A 21,682-nucleotide genomic window follows, 5' to 3' on the forward strand; every position below is an offset into this window, starting at 1 on the left:
AGATGATTAAAGATAAGATGTTTTTTATTGAAATGTAAGATTTTGTTTAAATTTATTTACATCGAATAATTTGGTTTTTATTTTTATAGGTTTTATCAAAAAAATATTTTTTTAGTAAATAATTTTTTTAATAAGCATAAAAAAAACACGAATGTTACAAGGCAGCTTGGCCAGGTAAATTCGTGTTTTTCTAATTTAAAATTAGTTGTTTTCAACAAAATTGTGCCGTCAGCATAAATTTGTTGTACTAATAAATTTTTTAAAATTGATATACTACTTCTAGTTTATAATCTTTCAGGGAAGCTTTGGCTTTTTCTAAATCTTCGGTGAAACCTAAGATATAACCGCCACCGCCAGAACCGCACAGTTTTAAATAATAATCATTACTGTCAATTCCTTGTTGCCAAATTCCGTGAAATTGTTCCGGAATCATTGGTTTAAAGTTATTCAAAACTACTTTTGATAATTTCTTGGTATTCATAAATAATGATTTCATGTCTCCGCCAAGGAAGTTTTCTACACAAGCATCTGTATATTTTACAAACTGATTTTTCAACATCGCACGGAAACCTTTGTCTTTTAGGCTTTCCATGAAAATATTTACCATCGGAGCCGTTTCGCCCACAATTCCTGAATCTAATAAAAAGACAGCGCCTTTTCCGTCAAAACTTTGTGTTGGAATTCCGGTGGCTTCAATATTATCTTTAGAATTAATAAGAATCGGGATGCTTAAATAACTATTTAATGGATCTAAACCAGAACTTTTTCCGTGGAAAAAACTCTCCATTTGAGAAAATATGTTTTTTAATTGCAATAATTTTTCACGAGTCAAATTCTCCAGAACCGTGATTTTATTATTTGCATATTTATCATAAATAGCGGCTACAAGCGCGCCACTGCTTCCTACCCCATATCCTTGAGGAATACTGGAATCAAAATACATTCCGGTTTCAACATCGTTTTTCAATGCAGTCAGGTCAAAAGTAACTAAGTCAGATTGTTCGTTTTGCAAAGTTTCTAAATAAGTTACAAAACGTCTCAAGTGACCATTTGATTTGATGGCTTCTTCAGATGGATTTTCATCTCTTTTAAGTGCACCGTTGTAAAAATTATAAGGAATTGAAAGCCCTTTTGAGTCACGAATAATTCCGTATTCTCCAAAGAGTAGTATTTTTGAGTAAAACAAAGGTCCTTTCATATAGTATTGTAAATTAACAATTTGGGGTTGGTAATTAAGTATTTTTTGCTGTTTTATAAATCAACTTGGTCTCCGCGATTTGCTTCTAAGATTCCCAGATCAATTTCTTCTTGTTGTTCAGGAGATAAATCTTTCCAAACGTCTTTTTTTTGTGATTTGAAAATGTTTTTGATAGCTTCGATTATAGTTGTATCGTCAGTTTCTAACAGCATTTTAATCAATTCTAATTTATCTGATTGAATATCCATAATTTCAGCTCTTTAAAAAATAAAGATAGGTAAAAAACAAATTAAATCAACACAGCACCATTTCCAATTTCGTCACAAATGTACTGACCATTTTGACAATAGCCAACTAATTCGTTCTTAATAAATTGTAAAACTGTTTCGGCAACATTTTCAGGATACAAAACATGCACATTTGCACCGGCATCTAGCGTGAAACAAACCGGAATTTTAGTCTGATTTCTAAATTTCCAAATCGCATTTATAATCTCCAATGTGTTCGGTTTCATTAATATAAAGTAAGGCATCGAAGTCATCATCATAGCATGCAACGTCAAGGCTTCGCTCTCTACAATTTTGATGAATTCGTCCAAATTTCCACTTTCAAAAATTGAAATTAGTTGGTCTAAATTTTCATGCGCTTGTGCAAATCGCCTTTCGGCAAAAGGATGGTTGTGCATTAAATCATGTCCCACCGTACTTGAAACTTGTTTTTCACCTTTGTCAACCAGTAAAATGGTATCTTTAAAATTCTTAAAATTAGCATGAATCGCATTTGGAAATTCAACCCCAAATAAATCAGAGCTTCCAGAGATATTTGCATGATTTCCCCAAACCACTACTTGTCCTTTTACGCTTCTACAAGCACTTCCGGAACCCAAACGCGCTAATAAAGATGCTTTTTGATAGAAATATTCCTCAGTCATTTCAGGATATAACGCTTTTTCTAAACTCATTAAGTTCATCGCTAAAGCTGCCATTCCAGATGCTGATGAAGCAATTCCGGAACTGTGCGGAAAGGTATTTTCTGTGTCAATCGTAAAATGATAGTCTTTTAGAAACGGCAAATAGATTTCTATTCGTTCCAGGAATTTTTGAATTTTCGGTTTGAAATCTTCTTTTGGTTGTCCTTCAAAAAGTAAATCAAAGGAAAATGTACCATCGTTTTCTTTTTTGGCGAAAGCCAATTTGGTAATCGTTTTACAATTATTCAAGGTAAAACTCACCGAAGGATTCGCTGGAATTTGATTGTCCTTTTTCCCCCAATATTTTACAAGGGCAATGTTGCTGGGTGCGCTCCATTGAAAATTTCCGTTTTCAACTGAATGCGTATATTTTGATGGAATAAAATCGTTTGCTGAAATCATGAATGTATAAATTTACGCAAAGATACTTTTTTTGATTTATTTGTTTATTCGTTTATGTGGTTAATCGGTAGAAAGATTTAAGTAAATTTGGCCAATAAAAAATAATCATATAAGTCCATCTAAGGGCTTGTTTAATAATTAAGAGTCTTTTTTAAACCATTAAGAAATTAAGCTTCATTAAGGCATAGTGCGTAATTTTTCTTAATTTCTTAATGGTTAGAATTATAAAGTATAAAGGAGAATCAATATTTTTTTTTCTTAAATGACTTATATGGTTAAAGAATATATGTTGTCTTGAAATATTTAAAAGCATAAAAATGAATAAAATCACCCGAATATTAGCTGTTGTTGTTACGTGTTTAGCTATTGGTTATTTCTCTGGAACGGTTACCCGTTCTGCTATCACTACTTGGTATCCCAGTTTGATAAAACCAAGTTTTAATCCGCCCAATTGGATTTTTGCACCTGTTTGGAGTATGTTATATGTAATGATGGGTGTTGCCGCAGGATTAGTTTGGGATAGAATAGAATCTGATAAAGAAATCGTTAAAAAAGCCTTGGTTTTCTTTGCGATACAATTGGCATTAAATGCTTTGTGGTCGTATTTATTCTTTGGTTTACACAATCCAATGTTAGCGGGATTAGAAATTATCATACTGTGGTTGATGATTTTTGAAACGTACATTCAGTTTTCTAAAATCAATAAAATTGCGGGCTATTTATTCCTTCCGTATTTGGCTTGGGTAAGTTTTGCTGCGGTTTTAAATGGAAGTATTTGGTGGTTGAATCGATAAGATCCTGTTTATAGTTTTTTAAATTCAATATTTTTCGCAAGCAAAAAATCCATTACAGTCAATACATTGTTGCTTTCGGCAACTGTTTTTGATTTAGGATCCGCATCGCAAAATTCTAGGAACAGCTCTATTTGGTCTGGTTTTAATTTTAAAGTTTGAAAATAAAACTTTTCATCACAGCTGCTTTTTGCCAATGCTTTGAATTGAATTTGATGTGCTTTTTCATTACTCTTTTCTTTCACCAAAGCTGTAAATATAGTTTCCCCAATTCGAGCTAAATTCAGTCCTTTGTCAATGGTTAGGTCGTCAATTCTTGTGTTTTTTAATCTTTTTTCATCCCTTTCTGCAGTAATCTCATCTCTTTTTACCTGCTCCCATTTTGTATCTAATTTCCAATCAATTTTTGGTGTTTGTTTAATGATAATTTCTTCTAGTTCCTCGGGTTTTTTAACCATTGAAATTGATATATTATTGGTCGCAATATCGTTTGGTCTTAATTGGATTTCCTTTAAATAATATTCTTTTCTATAGAAAATAATAATATCATTGGTTTTGGCAGATAATACAAAGTTACCTTTGATATCGGTAGTAGTACTTTTTTGTGTTGTTTTATTTATAACATCAACTTTTTCCACCGGAAATTGTTCGTGTAAAACTTTGCCGTTGATTAATTTTTCGGTTTGCGAGAAACCAAACTGAAATACAAATAATAATAATATAATAGAAGAGTAGGTTTTTATCATTCGTAATGATTTGATTACAAAAATATTCAAATCATCCCATGAAAACGAAAACAGAATGGTAAAGTCTTCTTAATCAAAAACTAAAATTCTCTTAATTAAAGTGCTGAAATGTAATAACTTTATTTCTATATAGCGCTCGCCACAATAAACCCGCTAGTCCAAGCATTCTGAAAGTTAAATCCACCGGTAATGGCATCGATATTGACGATTTCACCAGCAAAATATAGGTTTTTGTGTAATTTGCTTTCCATGGTTTTGAAGTTGATTTCTTTTAAATCAATTCCGCCAGCGGTTACAAATTCTTCTTTAAAGGTGCTTTTTCCGTTGACTTGAAAAGTTCCATTTGTCAATTGATTCGCTAGATTTTGCAGTTGTGTTTTAGATAAATCGGCCCATTTCGTCTCCACTTCAATTCCGGAAGCGAGCACTAAACTTTCCCATAATCGATTGGTGATTTCGAAAGGGGATTTCTTAGAAACTGATTTTTTTGCGTGTTCTTGTTTTAATTCTTTTAGCTTTTTCTCAACATCCGCTGTGTCTTCATCATTCAACCAATTTACGTAAATCGTAAACTGATAATTTTTGTCATGCAAGATTCGGGCACCCCAAGCGGAGAGTTTCAAAATCGCTGGGCCACTCATTCCCCAATGGGTAATTAACAAAGGTCCCGTTGAAGTAAGTTTGGTATCTTTTACTTTTACGGTAACTTGTGCAGCAACTCCGGGTAATTCCTTTATTCTAGAATCTTTGATGTTGAAAGTGAATAGGGAAGGAACCGGACTGACAACAGCGTGTCCAAAATTTTGTAACATTTCCCATACTTTAGGATTGCTCCCTGTGGCTAAAATTAACTTTTCGACAAGATAGTTTTCAGTTTGGGTTTCGATTTTCCATAAGTTTTCTCCCGAAACTTCGAGATTGAAAATAGATTGTACACTTTGTCCGGTAAGAACCGAGATTCCTAGTTTTTGAGTTGCTTTTAGAAAACAATCAATAATTGTTTGTGAGGAATTCGAAACGGGAAACATGCGTCCGTCCGCTTCAATTTTTAATTCTACGCCATTTTTCTCGAACCATTCAATCGTATCGCCAGAACAAAACTGATGAAAAGGACCGCGTAATTCTTTTTCGCCACGTGGATAAAACTTCACCAATTCATTCGGTTCAAAACAAGCGTGCGTGACGTTGCATCTTCCACCGCCGGAAATTCTAACTTTTTGCAATACTTCTGCACCGCGTTCTAAAATTGCGACTTTCAGTTTTGGGTTTTTCTCCACAATATTAATCGCTGTAAAAAATCCTGCTGCGCCTCCGCCTACTATTATTATATCGAAATTCTGATTCATTTTTTAACCATTAAGAGAGTTAAGATTTTTAAGTTTACTCATCCGCTAACCTTGAAAAATATTCGTTAATTAAAGGTTTGCATGATTTTGTTATATTGAGAGTATTAAAATTGATGAGTAGCCCTTGTGGAATACTTAATAGTTTCATGTAAGTTAGTAGTTTAGCTTCATCAATTGGGTGAAATTTTTCAACCGTTTTCAACTCAACAATAATACAATCATTTACTAATAAATCTAATCTTAATGGATTGGCAAGTTCTAAATCATAGTAATCTATTGCGACACTAAATTGTTGCTTCACATTGTACCCATTTTTTTCTAACTCATATTTCAAGCATTCTTCATAAATTTTTTCTAATAGACCGGGCCCTAGTTTTTTATGAACTTTTATTGCGTAACCAATAATTTCATAGGATAATTGTGTTATCTCTTTTTTTGTCATAAACTGAATTATTTACCTCGTTACTTAATTGACTTAAATTATTTAATGGTTTCGAAATAAAATCTTATTTGGAACAGCGATTATGTTTATATCTAATTTTATTTAATAAACCATTAAGAAAGTTAAGATTTTTAAGTTTAATGCATGGCTAGAAAAATATTATTTAATAAAATTTTATATGATTTAGGGACTGCTATATTTGTAAGTGTTTTTTAGGGATATTTAATGATTCCATAAGACAATGGAGTAGTCTCTTTTTTGTCATAAACAAACTATATATTCCATTACTTAACTGACTTAATTCTCTTAATGGTTTGAAATTATTCTGCTTCATATTCTATTTGGGAAATCAGTGATGATTCCGTTTACGTTGAATGATTTTATTTTTTGAATATCTTCAAATTCATTGATTGTCCATGGAAAAACCTGCAATCCTTTTCCCTGCATTTGTGCCGTGTTTTCTTTTGTCAATAAATGAAAATGAGGATGAATGGATTTTGCCTGAATGAATTTGGCGAAAGCCAACGCCAAATCTAAATCGGTTTCAGTTAAAACTCCTATGGGAATTTTATCATTTAAAAATGCCACTTGTTGCAAGGCGTTCCAATCAAAACTGGAAACTAAAAAACGATCGTATTTCCAACCTTTTTTAGTGACATACTTTTCAATCAGTAAAACTACTTTATCCGTTGCCTCATAACTTTTGAGTTCAATATTGATAAAACAATCTTGGTTTACCAAATCAAAAACCTCCTTAAGAGTTGGAATTTCGTATTTTCCATCTATTCGAAAAGCACTCAATTCCCGCAAAGATAATGCATTTACAAAACCTTTTCCATTGGTCGTTCTGTCAATAGTTTCGTCGTGAATAACGATTATTTCGCCATCAGCACTCAAATGCACGTCGAGCTCAATACCGTCCACTAGCATGTCTAATGCTTTTTGGAACGAAACAAAGGTATTCTCTGGTTCATATCCTTTTGCGCCACGATGTCCAATTTTGAGCATTGTCTTTTATTTTTGGTAAAGGTAAACATAAAAAAAACGCCTTCATTTCTAAAGACGTTTGGATTAAATTATTTTAAAAATTAATCTTGTGGGTATAATTCAATTTGATTAATCTTTTAACCACATAGAAACATAGATTTTGAAATTTAAAAGGCGTTTTACTTTTTTAGAGAAAACCATAGCTATGTGAACCCAAGACCCGAGCGATAGCGAATAGGCGAAGCAATTGGGCTATACCACTCTTTTTTCTATGTTTCTATGTGTTTCAATTTTTTATTTAATATTGATTGATGTTTTATTAATTTAATTCGACTGATTAAAATTATTTTTTCGATTCTAATAAAACAATATCAAATCCAGAATCGATTGTCACTTTTCCATTCACAACAAATACTTCTTTTCCGGAATACGCATCTTTTAATAAGGTGCCGTTTGCGAAAATTGAATCTACAGCAAGTACTTTGGTGCCAATTGCCAAATCCAATCCTACCACCACTGCATCTGAATAATCTCCTTTAGAAAAAGTTCTGGAAAAAGTATAGGGTTGGGCCGAAATTTGCTTGTGAATTCCTGCTCCAACTGATGGGTGATTTTTTCTGAATTGCCCTAATTTTTGCCAATGCAAAAGTGTTTTTTGGGTTTCAGGATTTGATTTGATAGCTTCCCAATTCATAAATGAACGCAATGTAGCATCGCCCTGAGTGCCTTCTATAACTAACGAACGAGCACTTTCGTCACCATAATATACTTGAGAAAGTCCTGGACTCAGTAATAATTTTGTTCCGCTTTCTATAGTTTTGGTGCGATTTCCATCAAATGGTCCGCCGTCATCATGCGAAGACAAATAGTTCAAAACACTATATCCTTTCAAGTCATTGTTCAGCTTGTTTGAATATTTGGAGAATATAAATTCATAGTCTTTTTGTGCATCCCATTTGAACTCAAAATTGATCATGTTGTTAAAACCATTTTTAAAATAGTTTATTTTTTTGTCTCCAAAATCAAAATCTTGTCCGCCACTAATGCCATAATTATAGACTTCAGCAATGGTATAAAAAGGATTATTGTCCAAAACTTTTGTCGGGTTGTTTTTCTTCCAAGTTTCAAAAGCGTAATCACATTGGGTTTTAAAATCTGCCCAAACGGTTTCATCAGTATGTTTTACGGTGTCGCCTCTGTAACCGTCAATTCCGTAATCTGCAATATAATCCGTCAACCATTTTATGATGTAATATTTTGGCGCTCTTGGATAACCGGTGCGAGAAAAAAACATATCTAGCTCTTTCATTTCTTGTTCGTATCGCCCTTCTTTTTTCCATTTTTCGATTAAAAAAGGAGGTAAAGTCACAGCTTGATTACTCTCTGTTTTTATATCCGGAAGATTAGATACCAGCGTGCAGGCAGTTGTGTTCTCAAAAGATTTATAATCGCAATTAGGTCCCGTTCTCACCCAGTCATTTGGCCAAACTGTATCGTCAGCAGTAACAGGTCCTGTATGATTGATTACGCCATCTAGGATAATTCGTATCCCGTGTGCGTGTGCTTTTTGAACTAATGCCGCTAAATCTTCTTTCGTTCCAAAGTTAGGATCTAAGTTGGTCCAGTCTCTCGCCCAATAACCATGAAAGCCATAACTTAAACCGGTTCCTTCGTCAACTCCATCGTGAATTTGTTCCACTATTGGTGTAAACCAAATGGCATTAATTCCTAATTTATCAAAATAGCCGTCGTCAATTTTTTGAGAAATTCCTTTTATATCTCCACCTTCAAAACCACGAAGTTTTCCTGTTGTTTTGGTTCTGTTGAAGTTTATATCATTTGAAGTGTCACCATTGTTAAAACGATCTGTCATCAGGAAATAAACATTCGCCCCTTCCCAAACGAATGGCGTCTTGTTACTCTCAGCAATCGTTTTTGTGCTGGAACAACTGCTTAAAATTGTCATGGTTAATAGTAAAAGTGGGATTGAATATTTTTTCATTTTTTTTAGTATGAAATGATTTGTTTCTTAGCTTTTGATGTGGTTTGTGTTACTTCAACTCTAAAATCAAAACCGATTTAGGTTCTATTATTATTTCGTTTGTAACGTCAAATGTAAGTTCAGAAATCACATCTTTTCCTGTCTTAAAGTTCTTTATGTTTTCTTTAAAACGATGCGTGTTTACAGTTTTGGTATCGTTGCTATTGTTTATTAAAACCATTACCGTTTCATTTGTGTTGTATCTAAAATAAACGTAGGTATTGTTCTCTGGAATGTAATGTGTCATTTTTCCAAAGTGTACTGCCGCTTTTGTTTTTCTCCAATTGAATAACTTTGAAGTAAAATTAAAATACTCGCTTTGTCCTGGGGTTCTTCCTTCTTCGACAAAAGCATTGTTTTCATCACCTTCCCAACCGCCTGGAAAATCTTGACGAATATCAGCATCGCCTTTGTCTTTGTCGCCGGCCATTCCTATTTCGCTTCCATAATACAATTGTGGAATTCCTCGAACGGTTGCCATCAAAGTCATTGCCATTTTGTATTTTCTGATGTCGTTTGCGTAGGTTTGATTGAACCGATTGGTATCATGATTTTCGACAAAAATCAACATGTTATTGATGTTTGGATATAGAAAATCATTAGTGAAATTGTCATACATTTTGACCATTCCTTTGTCCCACGCACCTTCATCTTCATTAAACGCTTTGCTGGTTGCTTCATACAATGTAAAATCCATTACACTTGGTAAATACGAATTGTAATTCTGAATTTGAGCAATTTTACTGTCTTTTTGCCAATAGGCCATTTGTGCTTGACTTTGCATCCAAATTTCTCCTACAATATTAAAATTTGGGTATTCATCTGTAATGGATTTAGTCCATTTTGCAATTCCTTTTGGGTCGGAATAATTGTAGGTGTCGACTCTGAAACCGTCCAAATCAGCGTATTCAATCCACCAAATCGCATTTTGAATCAGGTATTTTAAAGTCAAAGGATTCTTTAAATTTAAATCGGGCATCGAAGGAACAAACCAACCGTCTATCGCAATTTTTTTATCAATTTCAGATGCATTCGTGTCATGAATAACCGTTCTTTTATGATTGGATTGGGTGTACGTGTCGAATTGATTGATCCATTCTTTTGTGGGCAAATCTTTCATCATCCAATGTTCAATTCCCCAGTGATTCGTCACATAATCCATTACCAGTTTCATGTCTCTTTTATGCATTTCAGAAGCCAATTTAGCATAATCAGCATTAGTTCCATAGCGAGGATCTATTTTATACACATCAGATTGGCCGTAAGTGTGATACGAAAACTTAGCGTCGTTATCCTCACAAAGCGGCGTGCTCCAAATGGTTGTTGCACCTAAGGATTCAATATAATCCAGGTTTTTTATAATTCCTTCTATATCGCCACCGTGTCTTCCGCCGGGTAATGCTCGATTGTATTTTTCTTGGGTCGAATTTTCGCTGTCGTTATTTCTATTTCCATTGGCGAAGCGGTCGGGCATCAATAAATACATCATGTCCGAAGAATCAAAGCTTTTGCGTTGCGCAGAATTTGCTCTTCTTTTCTTCAGAGAATATTTTTGTGTAAACGTTTCTTTGTTTTTGCTTTTAAAAGTAAAAACGAAATCAGAGGCAGCTACTTTTTTGGTGTCTATTGTGACAAAAATGTAGTTGGGATTCTCAGTTCTTTTTACGTTAGTTATCTTTATACCGTTAGAAACCGTGACTTGGTATTGAGAAATGTCTTTACCATAAAAAAGAACTTGCAGTTCTGGGTTTTGCATTCCTGCATACCAAAAAGGCGGTTCAACTTTGTCGATTTGAGCGTTTAAAGTTAAAGACATAAAAAAAAGGAATAAGGTTATTTTTTTTAGAAAGCTCCTATTTATGAGCGGAAACGAACCTATTTTATTCATTGCTAAATATATTTTATTGGCATTAGATTTTTCTCTCACTTAAAATAAAATCTTTTTTACTTTAAAATAGTTAGCCGATTTTATAAAAATTGAAATCCTCAAATTTGGATTAAGAACAGTTATCAATTAAACAATCCCAATGTTAATTGGGATTGTTAGTAAGCCTACCGAGGCTTGAAATCAAATGATAGAATTAACTACAAGTTCTAGCAATTGTTTATTATACCGTAACTAAATTCTCAGACTTAACGACTACAGGCTGACCATTTACTATGATTTTCAATTCTTTGTTGCCATCAATTGAAAAAGTTGTTTCCTTATGATTGATTGCTACTTTTAAAATTTGATTTCTGAAATTAATTTTAAACGAGTAGCCTTCCCATTCTTTTGGAATTTTTGGAGAAAAATGAAGCGTATCTTCTTTAATTCTCATTCCGCCAAATCCTTCAACGATACTCATCCAAGTTCCGGCCATTGAGGTAATATGACATCCTTCTTCTACTTCTTTATTGTAATCATCTAAGTCCAGACGTGACGTTCTTAAATAGAACGTGTATGCCATGTCCATTTTGTCCAATAAAGCTGCTTGAATCGAGTGTACGCAAGGCGAAAGTGAACTTTCATGAACCGTAAAGGATTCGTAAAATTCAAAATTATTTTTTAGTTCTTCTTTCGAAAAATGATCTTCAAAGAAATAAAAACACTGTAAAACATCGGCTTGTTTGATATAAGGCGAACGTAAAATTCTATCCCAAGACCATTTTTGATTGATAGGTCTTTGGCTTTTATCCAAATCGGCTACGCGAACTAATTCTTTGTCCAAGAAACCGTCTTGCTGCAAGTAAACATTATGTTCTTCTGAAAATGGGAAGTACATATTATCCGAAACTTTTTTCCAAGATTGTAATTCGGAATCCGAGATTTTTACTTTTTCCGAAATTCTTTTGTGATCTTTCGGATATTCCAGAGACACTTTTTGAATTTGTTCGTACGTATATTCTAAACACCATTTTGCAATATAATTGGTATAGAAATTATTGTTTACGTTGTTTTCATATTCGTTTGGACCTGTAACACCAAGAATTACGTATTGGTTTAAATTTGTTGAAAAGTTGGCCCTTTGATGCCAAAAACGAGCAATTCCTATTAATACTTCTAGTCCTTTTTCAGGGATGTAGCTGTAATCGCCGGTGTATCTGTAAAAGTTGTAAATGGCAAATGCGATGGCGCCATTTCTATGAATTTCTTCAAAAGTAATTTCCCATTCGTTATGACATTCCTCGCCGTTCATGGTTACCATTGGATACAAAGCAGCACCGTTAGTAAATCCTAACTTTGCAGCATTTTCTATGGCTTTGTCCAATTGATTGTAGCGGTAGGTCAATAGATTTCGAGCTACTTCTTGGTCTTTGGTCGCCATGTAAAAAGGTATACAATAGGCTTCGGTGTCCCAATAGGTAGAACCACCATATTTCTCTCCGGTAAATCCTTTTGGACCAATATTCAATCGAGAGTCTTTTCCTAAATAAGTTTGGTTCAACTGAAAAATATTGAAACGAATTCCTTGTTGTGCTTTTACATCGCCATCAATTGTAATGTCTGACATTTCCCAAATTTTTGCCCAAGCATTAATCTGGTCCTGCAACATTTTGTCGTATCCTAATGTTAATGCTGATTGAATCACTTTCTCCGCAGCATTAATAGTATTTTCATGATTTAAAGATACCGTGTAACCGCCAATTTTTTGGATAGATGATTTTTGGCCTTGACCCACAATTACATCATAACTAAATTGAATTTTATCAGAAGTTGCATCAATATTGGAAGGAGAAATAGACGTTTTTTCACCATTAGTCAAAATGCTATTTTGCATGAAAGTGGTTACTTTGAAATGTGTTTTGAACGTTTGAGCGGTTACAAAACCTTCATTCCCTGATTTTTTTACTTCAAGTGGTTCCCAGAATTTTTCTTCCCAGTTAGCATCTTCATTGGTTACACCAGCATCAATATAAGGTTTGTAAACTATCTTTGAATCTTTGTTCAAAGGTGTGATTTCGTAATTAATAACTCCAACTTCATCCAGAACGATAGAAAGAAAACGGCGAATAGTAACTGCAATTTCGGTTCCGTTTTTCAATGTGGCTTCAAAAGAACGATTGTACCATCCTTCTTTCATATTCAGCTCACGGCGAAAATTTTTCACTTCGGAACATGTATTCAAATCTAATTTTTCTCCGTTGATTTCGATATCGATTCCAATCCAGTTTGGAGCATTTAAAACTTTGGCAAAATATTCCGGATATCCGTTTTTCCACCAGCCCACTTTAGTTTTGTCCGGATAATATATTCCGGCGATATAACTTCCCTGGAATGTTTCTCCAGTATAATTTTCTTCAAAATTAGCACGTTGTCCCATTGCACCGTTACCAATGCTGAACAAACTTTCAGATGATTTTACGCTCTCTACATCAAATCCTTCTTCTATGATGGACCAATTATCGGGTTTTATATAATCTTGATTCATTCTTTCTTTGTTGTTTAAAGTTTGAAAAATGTATGGTTTAAAGGTTCTATGTTATGGTTTTGTCACCGTTTATAGAACCTATTATTTTTTATTCTATCTGTTTATTAAATCTTCTATGAAGTTGGTGTCTATTTGTGTAAAATCTTTAAAGATGTATTTTGCTTCATGCAAAATACCAGATTCCCCAATTCCTATACTGGTCATGTTTCCAATATTGGCTGCTTGAACTCCTGCCACTGAATCTTCAAAAACAAAGGCGTCTTCCGGTTTTGTGTCTAATAATTTAGCTGCAATCAGGAAAACTTCAGGATCAGGTTTAGCATTGGTAACATCATTTCCATCTACGATAACATCAAAATAAGATAATATTCCTGTTTTCTCTAGAATAGGTCTCGCATTTTTACTCGCAGAACCCAATGCTATCGGTTGATTTTTTTCTTTTAGAAATTTTAAAACTGGAAAAACTCCGGGAAGAATTTCGCTTTCGTCCATGTCAACTAAATAGGATAAATAATCCTCATTTTTTTGAACTAACCATCGGTCTTTATCTTCTTGTGAAGCTTCCACTTTTCCTAATTCTAATATAATATCTAAAGAGCGCACGCGGCTGACTCCTTTTAATAATTCATTATGTTCCAGTGTGAATTCAATATTTAGTTCATTTGCGATTTTTTGCCACGCTAAATAATGGTATTTTGCTGTGTCAACAATTACTCCGTCCAGGTCAAATATGAATGCTTTTCTATTATTCATGAATTTCAATTTTTGTTCTGTTGTTTACTCTAAGGGTTAGTAAACCGGCAAATATCATCGATACTCCGCCAATTAATAATGCGTAAATAGGTTCGTTTTGGAAAAATTGTTTGACAATAAAACCTAAGATTGTTGCGGCAACAATTTGAGGAATAACTACAAAAAAGTTGAAAACTCCCATGTAATAACCCATTTTTGCAGCGGGTAAAACACCTGATAACATTGCGTAAGGCATTGATAAAATACTTGCCCATGCGATACCAACTCCTAACATTGGAATTAATAATAAATATTTGTCTCCAATAAAATAAATAGAAAGTAATCCTATACCACCAGAGCACAATGCCAATAAATGTGTAGATCGAACACCTACTTTTTTTGCTATTACAGGCAATAGAAAAGCAACTGCAGCGGCTACTCCGTTATAAACCGTGAAAAGTACGGATACCCAGTCAGCAGCATCATTATACACTTTTGAAGTTGTATCTGTTGTTCCGAAAATATGCTGTGTAACGGCTTGTGTCGTGTAAATCCACATAGAGAAAAGTGCAAACCAAGAAAAGAATTGAACCCAAGCCAATTTTTTCATTGTAGTGGGCATGTTCAATAAATCGGTCATGATGATTGTGAAACCATTTTTTATTTGGACAACTCTAAGTCTGGAAGTAACCATGAATAAAATTCCAATCACAATTAAGCCTACAAATAAAATATAGAGTTCTTTAGTAAGTCCGTTTTCGTAAATAAAAAAAGAAATAATACTTCCTAACAGGGTCATTATAAGTCCTAAATTGAATTGTCTTTTGATATTCGCTTTAGTCTCAAATTCAGTTTCAATTGGAACTACTTCTTTAATGTCTTTATCTTTTTGTTCAAAAGCTTCTAATTCTGCGGGAGAATATTCAGTAGATTTAAAAACAGTCCACAACACAGCCAATAGAAAAACAACTCCTCCTATATAGAAGGACCATTTCACAGAGTCTGGGATGATTCCTTCTGCTGCGGTATTGCTTACGCCAAAAACATTTGTGAAAATGTAAGGGAGTAAGGAGCCAACAACGGCGCCCAATCCAATGAAAAAACTTTGCATAGCAAAACCTAAAGTACGCTGTTTTTCGGGTAAATTATCCCCTACAAAGGCACGGAAAGGTTCCATTGAAATGTTGATTGAGGCATCCATCATCCATAATGTTCCTGCAGCAATCCACAACGAAGGAGAATTGGGCATTATAAATAAGGCTATCGATGATAAGATGGCACCTATCAGAAAATAAGGTCTGCGTCGGCCTAATCTTGTCCAAGTTCTATCACTAAAATAACCAATTATGGGTTGGATAACTAAACCTGTTACAGGAGCAGCAATCCATAAAATAGGGATTTCATCAACTTTTGCACCTAATGTTTCAAAAATTCTTGAAGTGTTTGCGTTTTGCAGTGCAAAACCAAATTGTATTCCTAGAAAACCGAAACTCATGTTCCAAATTTGCCAAAAACTTAATTTACGCTTTTCCATTATCGTAATTTAAAAATTAATACGATAAGCGCTATGCTTATCAAAACTTATCTTATTTTCGAAGTAAAAGTTGAAGCTTTGAACGGGTAAATATAAAAATATATTTCAAACTTTTGTTTTTCAGAAAGAAATAAAAGGAAACATTTCCAACTACAAGGTTGTAGTAATGAATAAACTAACAAATAAAAATTAATTAGTTGATTCTCTTTCTATCAAATGGGTTTCAATTACTTCAGTTTTATAGTTTTCGTCCTCTTCATCTTCTTCAGATTCGAGTCTTTCAATTAGCATTTTTGCGGCTTTATTTCCCATTTTTATTCCACTCTGACTTACAGTAGTAATAGTAGGTGTAGAATATTTGGAAATTATACCATCTGTAAAGGCAATAACTGCTAAGTCATTAGGGACATTCAGTCCTATTTTATTAGCCGTTTTGATTATGGTAACTGCAAAAAGTTCATTTACTGCAAAAACAGCATCAATAGCTTTGTCTTCCAGTAGTTTTCCAATGGTTATTTCGCAGGTGTCGATGTCTTCAATTTTGATGATTAGATTCTCATTAAAAGGGATTCCGTTATCAAGAAGTGCTTTCGTATACCCATCAGTCCTTAGTTTTCCTACGCTTACATAATCAACGGTGGTAACTAGGGCAATTTTTTTTCGTCCTTTATCAATTAAACTTTGAACTGCTTCATATGCTGCATATTTATCGTCTATAATTACCTTGTCACAAAGGATATCATTGGTAACTCTGTCAAACATTACAACGGGCATTCCTTGATTGATGACTTCTGTGATATGATGAAAATCACCTCTGAATTGGGTTTCTTTTGAAAGTGACATTATGAAGCCGTCAATGCTGCCATTGGCAAGCATTTCCATATTAAGTACTTCTTTATCAAATGAATCGTCTGACAGACAGATGATAACGCTATATCCATTTTCATTTGCAACTTGTTCGATTCCGTTAATGACTGTTGAAAAAAAGTGGTGGACTATTTCGGGAATAATAATTCCGATGGTTTTGGTTTTTCTGTTTTTTAAACTAAGTGCTATGTTGTTTGGCTTATAGTGGTAAAATTTAGCAAATGCCTGCACTTTTAGTCTGGTTTCTTCGCCTATTTCGAGGCTGTTTCTCAAGGATTTTGAAACGGTAGAAATGGACACATCTAATTCTTTTGCAATTTGTTTAAGCGTTATTTTCCTTTTCATGTTGAAGATGTGGTAAAAAATTATTTCTTAATAAAGATAAAATTAAATTTTATAAATGGTAATTAAACTGATGAAAATTTATGTAAATCAGAAAGTTTTCAACACTATTACGTTTTCGTAAGTCAAATAAAATGGGGCCTTGTCGGACGTGACAAAATTTACATAAATTTAACATTCGAAGTAATAGTTAAGGTTGAAAACTCAACAAAAAATTAAATTAATTTAAACAAAAAGTATGAAAACAATTTATAAAAAGTTGTTAATTTTATTACTGCTACTCCCTTTTAGTATTCTGGCTCAGAACACTGTTGGCGGAACTGTTCTTGATAAAGTCTCAGGACAGCCAATTCCAGGGTAAATGTAAATGTACAAGGTGTCGCTAATGGTGTTTCTACTGATTTTGATGGTAAATATCAGTTATCTAGCGTTAAGAAAGGCGATAAAATCGTATTTTCTTACATAGGATATAAAAATACTGTTGTGGATTATGTTGCCCAAAAATCATTTAACGTTTCTTTAGAAGAAGATGCAAATCAATTAAAAGAAGTTGTAATCCAAGTAGGTTACGGTACGGTTAAGAAAAAAGATGCTACTGGAGCAGTAACTGTATTAGGCTCGAAAGATTTTAATAAAGGACAAAATGTTACTGCCGAAAGCTTGATTACAGGGCGCGTTGCGGGAGTAAGTATTACCGGTGGCGGATCACCTGGTGCAAAAGCTAACATTAGAATTAGAGGAGGGTCATCTTTGAATGCTTCCAATGAGCCATTAATTGTATTGGACGGACTTCCGTTAAGTAATGCTGTGCCAAACGGATCTACCAGTATATTATCAACTATAGATCCTAATGATATCGAAACTTTTACGGTTTTAAAGGACGCTTCTGCAGCCGCAATTTATGGATCTAGAGCTGGAAATGGAGTAATTGTAATTACAACAAAAAAAGGTTCTAAAGAAGGATTGAAAGTTTCATTTAATTCGCAAACCGGTTTAAGTACAGTAACCAATACAGTAGATGTTTTGAGTGCGGATCAATTTCGTGCTTTGGTAAACGCAAATGGTTCTGCTGCACAAAAAGCAAAATTAGGTACCGCTAATACAGATTGGCAGGATGAAATATTTAGTAACGTTTTTACTTCGGATAATAACATTTCTTTAAGTGGTTCTTTATTCAAGAAAGTTCCTGCCAGACTTTCTGTTGGAAATACGAATACACCAGGGATTTTGAAAAACACCAGGTTTGAAAGAACGACCACATCGTTGTCTTTGAACCCAACATTTTTTAAAAATCATTTAAAAATTGATCTTAATGGTAATTTGTCATTTGGTAAAAACCAATTTCAAGACGAAGGAAGAGTAATCGGAAGCGCTATAGGATTTGATCCTACGCAATCGGTTTACCAAGCGGGTTCTCGTTATAATGGTTATTTTGAATGGTTGGAAGCAAATGGAGATGTTAACTTACTCGCCGCAAAAAACCCTGTTGCTTTATTGAATCAAAATAACAGAAGATCTACTTCGACCAGAAAATGGGGTAATGTTAGAGTAGATTATAAATTTCATTTTTTAGAAGCATTAAAAGCGGTTGCTGAATTGGGTATTGATAAATTTGATAGTAATGGTTTTGAAGAAACAAGTACACAAAGTATTACTGGATATCAACCAAAAACATTTTCTTCAGGACAATGGACCGATTTAGGAGATTATAAAACCTATACCGATTCGCGTCAAAACAAAAACTTGAATGCCTACTTGAACTATGTTGAAGAATTTGGTAAATTCAAGGTTGATTTGACAGGAGGGTACAACTACCAATTGTTTGAAAGAGAAGGTTACGTTAGTGGAGATTTAAGAAGACCAAACCCAGCTGAAGACGTTGCTACTGATGCAGATATTAATTTACAATCCTATTTTGGACGTGTTAATTTAGGGTATGACAGTAGATACTTGCTTACTGTAAATTATCGTAGAGATGGAACTTCTCGTTTTTCTGAAGAAAACAGATGGGGTAATTTTGCTGGAGCTGCCTTTGCATGGAACATTGCAGAAGAGTCATTCTTAAAAGACAGTAAAACAATTTCAGCCTTAAAATTAAGATTAGGGTACGGATCAACAGGACAACAAGATATATCTGCTTCTTATGATTATTTAAGAAGAGTTACTTTGGGTACTACAAGTTCTAATTATGTGTTTGGCGATACCGCTTACCAAGTTGCAAAGACGGAAGGGTATAATAAGGATATCAAGTGGGAAGATATAAAAGAAATAAACCTTGGTTTTGATTACGGATTGTTCAATAACAGAATCAATGGATCTGTGAATTATTTTAGCAAAAAATCAACCGATCTTTTAGCTGAAATTGCCTACCCAGATGGCGCAAACTTAAGAAACTCAGGCTTCTCTAATATTGGAAAAGTTACCACTAATGGTGTTGAATTCAATATTAATGCTGACATAGTTAAAAACGACAATTTAAACTGGAATGTTGCATTCAATACAACTTATATACAACAAGAAATAACAAATTTAGGCCTTACCGTTCCTGAATTTCAAGGATATTTAACTGGAGATAATATTGCTGGAGGAAGCAATAATAGGGTAAAAATCAATACAGTTGGATTTAATCCGGGTGCATTCTATGTGTTTGAGCAATTGTATGATGCAAACAAAAAACCTATTCAAGGGGCTTATGTGGATAGAAACGCTGATGGGAAAATTGATAATAACGATAGATACAGATTCCATAAGCCTAATGCCGACCATACCTTTGGATTGTTTAGTAACTTAAACTATAAGAAATTTGATTTGTCAATGAGCTGGAGGGCTAGTTTAGGAAATTTCATCTTCGATAACATCAATTCAGACAAAGGATATTTGCAAGCGGCATTGCGAAGAGATTCGGATTTAGCGAATATTACGCCGGATTATTATGCAACAGGGTTCACTTTTGAGGATAATGGTACGCAACGTTATTTGTCTGACTATTTTGTCAAAGATGCTTCTTTTATAAAATTAGATAACGTAACTGTTGGGTATAGTATGGATAAATCATTACTTAAAGATGTTTCATTACGATTTTCATTAGGTGTTCAAAATGCTTTAGTCTTTAGTAAATACAAAGGTTTAGATCCGGAAAATTTTTCAGGTGTTGACGGTTCAGTTTACCCACGTGCTAGAACTTTTGTGTTTGGCGTAAATGCTAATTTCTAATTATATATTATTTATATAAATAAAATTTAAAAACAAATAAAATGAAAATATCATTTAAAAAAACAGCTTATTTACTTCTAATGATTTTAGGACTAAATATTGCTTTTACTTCATGTACAGATGACTTGAATGTAACACCGAAAGATGATGATGAATTTCTAACGGATGATTTCTTCAAAAATCCAGCTTCTTACAAACAGGTTTTAGCTAAGTTATATGCGGGTTTATATGTAGGAGGAAACGATGGAGATGGTCAAGGGGATATTTCAGGTATCGGAGGAGATTTTAGCAGTTATCTAAGATTGCTGTTTGTGACCCAGGAGTTTACTACTGATGAAGCAATTATTGCTTGGGCAGATGGTTCATTGCCTACGATGAACACCCAAACATGGAGTCCAAGTAATGAATTTTTGTACGGTGTGTACTCTAGGTCTTTTTATCAAATTAGTCTTGCTAATGAATTTCTAAGACAAACTAGCGATGACAAATTAACTGAAAGAGGCGTTGATGCTGCTTTGAAAGCGGAAATAGCAACTTTTAGGGCAGAAGCTCGTTTTTTGAGAGCTTTTGATTATGTGCAATTAATGGATTTGTTTGGGAATGTGCCTATTACAACCGAGGCAGATCCTGTAGGTTTTTATAATCCCGTTCAAAAATCGAGAGCAGAAGTTTTTGCTTTTGTGGAAAAAGAATTGAAAGATCTAGATTCAAGTCTAAAGGCATCAAAGACTAATGAATACGGAAGAATTGATAAAACTGCTGCTAAATTTTTATTGGCACAAATTTACCTGAATGCAAAAGTATATACGGGAACTGCTAAAAATACAGAATGTATTACCGCTTGTAAAGAAGTAATTAATTCAGGTTATTCTTTTGCTAATGTTCCCTATGCGTATTTGTTTTCTGCGGATAACAATACCAATGGAGCGCAAAATGAAATAATTTTCCCTGTTGTAAGTGATGGAAACTTCATAAGAGCTACAGGTGCAGGAATGAGTTTTATTATGCATGCTTCTATTGGAGGTTCTATGACAGCAAGTGATAGAGGTATGGATGGTGGATGGTGGGGAATTAGAACAAGAAAAGAATTTGTTCAATCCTTTCCAGACGAAAACGGTGTTGGGGATAAAAGAGGTACATTTTATAAAAATGGTCAGACTTTAGATATTAATACTATTGGACAATTTACGGATGGTTATGCAGTAACTAAATTTACCAACAAAAAAGCAGACGGAAGTGCAGCCCAAAGAAATGATATACCGGATACTGATTTTCCTATGTTTAGAATGGCTGATGTGTATTTGATGTATGCAGAAGCTGCTCTAAGAGGCGGCACTGGTGGTGATATTCCAACAGCAGTTGGTTACATTAATAAATTAAAAACTAGAGCAGGTGCAACTGCAATAACTGCTACGGATTTAACGCTTGATTTTATTCTTGCAGAAAGAGGTAGAGAGTTGTTCTGGGAATGTCATAGAAGAACCGATTTGATTCGTTTTGACAAATTTACGGGATCTGCTAAGTTATGGCAATGGAAAGGCGGTGTGAAGAATGGGACATCGACAGAATCATACAGAAACCTTATGCCAATTCCGGCTACAGCAATTCAAGCAAACCCAACATTAAAACAAAACATAGGATATTAATCTTAATAAAAAA

Annotated in this window: 15 protein-coding genes and 1 pseudogene; 3 read left to right on the top strand and 13 right to left on the bottom strand. The window is 33.9% G+C overall.

The window, feature by feature from the left end; translation table 11 throughout:
- Positions 1–259: 259 nt before the first annotated feature.
- Genes ACXX80_RS06915 through ACXX80_RS06925 form a run of 3 tightly spaced genes read right to left on the bottom strand, consistent with a single transcriptional unit; the run spans position 260 to position 2,570 of the window.
- Positions 260–1,198 carry a mevalonate kinase family protein gene (locus ACXX80_RS06915; protein WP_417991630.1) on the bottom strand — a complete coding sequence of 313 codons (939 nt, stop codon included), beginning with the start codon at positions 1,196–1,198 and terminating at the stop codon, positions 260–262.
- A gap of 53 nt (positions 1,199–1,251) precedes the next feature.
- Entirely contained in the window at positions 1,252–1,446 is a 195-nt protein-coding gene (locus tag ACXX80_RS06920; protein WP_417981667.1) for a hypothetical protein, read from the bottom strand.
- A gap of 41 nt (positions 1,447–1,487) precedes the next feature.
- Entirely contained in the window at positions 1,488–2,570 is a 1,083-nt protein-coding gene (locus tag ACXX80_RS06925; RefSeq protein WP_458552596.1) for a diphosphomevalonate decarboxylase, read from the bottom strand.
- A 317-nt stretch (positions 2,571–2,887) separates the two neighbouring features.
- On the opposite strand from ACXX80_RS06925, the gene ACXX80_RS06930 reads away from it, so the two are divergent.
- Positions 2,888–3,364, top strand: coding sequence for a TspO/MBR family protein (locus ACXX80_RS06930; protein WP_458552597.1), 477 nt, complete (start codon positions 2,888–2,890; stop codon positions 3,362–3,364).
- A gap of 8 nt (positions 3,365–3,372) precedes the next feature.
- On the opposite strand, the gene ACXX80_RS06935 is transcribed toward ACXX80_RS06930, so the two are convergent.
- The 10 genes from ACXX80_RS06935 to ACXX80_RS06980 all read right to left on the bottom strand — a co-directional run bounded on the left by ACXX80_RS06935 (position 3,373) and on the right by ACXX80_RS06980 (position 16,813).
- The gene (locus ACXX80_RS06935; RefSeq protein WP_458552598.1) at positions 3,373–4,107 is read right to left on the bottom strand and encodes a BamP family beta-assembly machinery protein; all 735 of its coding nucleotides are present in this window, start codon (positions 4,105–4,107) and stop codon (positions 3,373–3,375) included.
- A gap of 125 nt (positions 4,108–4,232) precedes the next feature.
- A complete protein-coding gene (locus ACXX80_RS06940; RefSeq protein WP_458552599.1) occupies positions 4,233–5,453 on the bottom strand; it encodes a BaiN/RdsA family NAD(P)/FAD-dependent oxidoreductase in 1,221 nt (406 codons plus the stop codon).
- A 34-nt stretch (positions 5,454–5,487) separates the two neighbouring features.
- Positions 5,488–5,895 carry a GxxExxY protein gene (locus ACXX80_RS06945; RefSeq protein WP_417991636.1) on the bottom strand — a complete coding sequence of 136 codons (408 nt, stop codon included), beginning with the start codon at positions 5,893–5,895 and terminating at the stop codon, positions 5,488–5,490.
- Positions 5,896–6,225: 330 nt separating this feature from the next.
- The gene (locus tag ACXX80_RS06950) at positions 6,226–6,903 is read right to left on the bottom strand and encodes a glycerophosphodiester phosphodiesterase (RefSeq protein WP_458552600.1); all 678 of its coding nucleotides are present in this window, start codon (positions 6,901–6,903) and stop codon (positions 6,226–6,228) included.
- A 322-nt stretch (positions 6,904–7,225) separates the two neighbouring features.
- On the bottom strand, positions 7,226–8,884 hold the full coding sequence (locus ACXX80_RS06955; protein WP_458552601.1) for an alpha-amylase family glycosyl hydrolase: 1,659 nt from the start codon (positions 8,882–8,884) through the stop codon (positions 7,226–7,228).
- Positions 8,885–8,933: 49 nt separating this feature from the next.
- Positions 8,934–10,739, bottom strand: a complete 1,806-nt coding sequence (locus ACXX80_RS06960) for a glycoside hydrolase family 13 protein (RefSeq protein WP_458552602.1) — start codon at positions 10,737–10,739, stop codon at positions 8,934–8,936.
- A gap of 292 nt (positions 10,740–11,031) precedes the next feature.
- Positions 11,032–13,335 (bottom strand): maltose phosphorylase MdxK, encoded by a 2,304-nt coding sequence (locus ACXX80_RS06965; RefSeq protein ID WP_458552603.1) that lies wholly within the window; start codon positions 13,333–13,335, stop codon positions 11,032–11,034.
- Positions 13,336–13,428: 93 nt separating this feature from the next.
- Entirely contained in the window at positions 13,429–14,088 is a 660-nt protein-coding gene (pgmB, locus tag ACXX80_RS06970; protein ID WP_458552604.1) for a beta-phosphoglucomutase, read from the bottom strand.
- A complete protein-coding gene (locus ACXX80_RS06975) occupies positions 14,081–15,601 on the bottom strand; it encodes an MFS transporter (protein WP_458552605.1) in 1,521 nt (506 codons plus the stop codon). Before ACXX80_RS06975 ends, pgmB begins: the two co-directional genes overlap by 8 nt.
- 189 nt (positions 15,602–15,790) lie before the next feature.
- Positions 15,791–16,813 carry a LacI family DNA-binding transcriptional regulator gene (locus ACXX80_RS06980; protein ID WP_282731121.1) on the bottom strand — a complete coding sequence of 341 codons (1,023 nt, stop codon included), beginning with the start codon at positions 16,811–16,813 and terminating at the stop codon, positions 15,791–15,793.
- A gap of 411 nt (positions 16,814–17,224) precedes the next feature.
- Here ACXX80_RS06980 and ACXX80_RS06985 point away from each other — a divergent pair.
- Positions 17,225–20,023: pseudogene (locus tag ACXX80_RS06985) on the top strand (SusC/RagA family TonB-linked outer membrane protein); the annotation flags it as partial.
- A gap of 41 nt (positions 20,024–20,064) precedes the next feature.
- On the top strand, positions 20,065–21,669 hold the full coding sequence (locus ACXX80_RS06990; RefSeq protein ID WP_458552606.1) for a RagB/SusD family nutrient uptake outer membrane protein: 1,605 nt from the start codon (positions 20,065–20,067) through the stop codon (positions 21,667–21,669).
- Positions 21,670–21,682: the final 13 nt, after the last annotated feature.

It is taken from the genome of Flavobacterium sp. GNP002 (genome assembly GCF_054343795.1).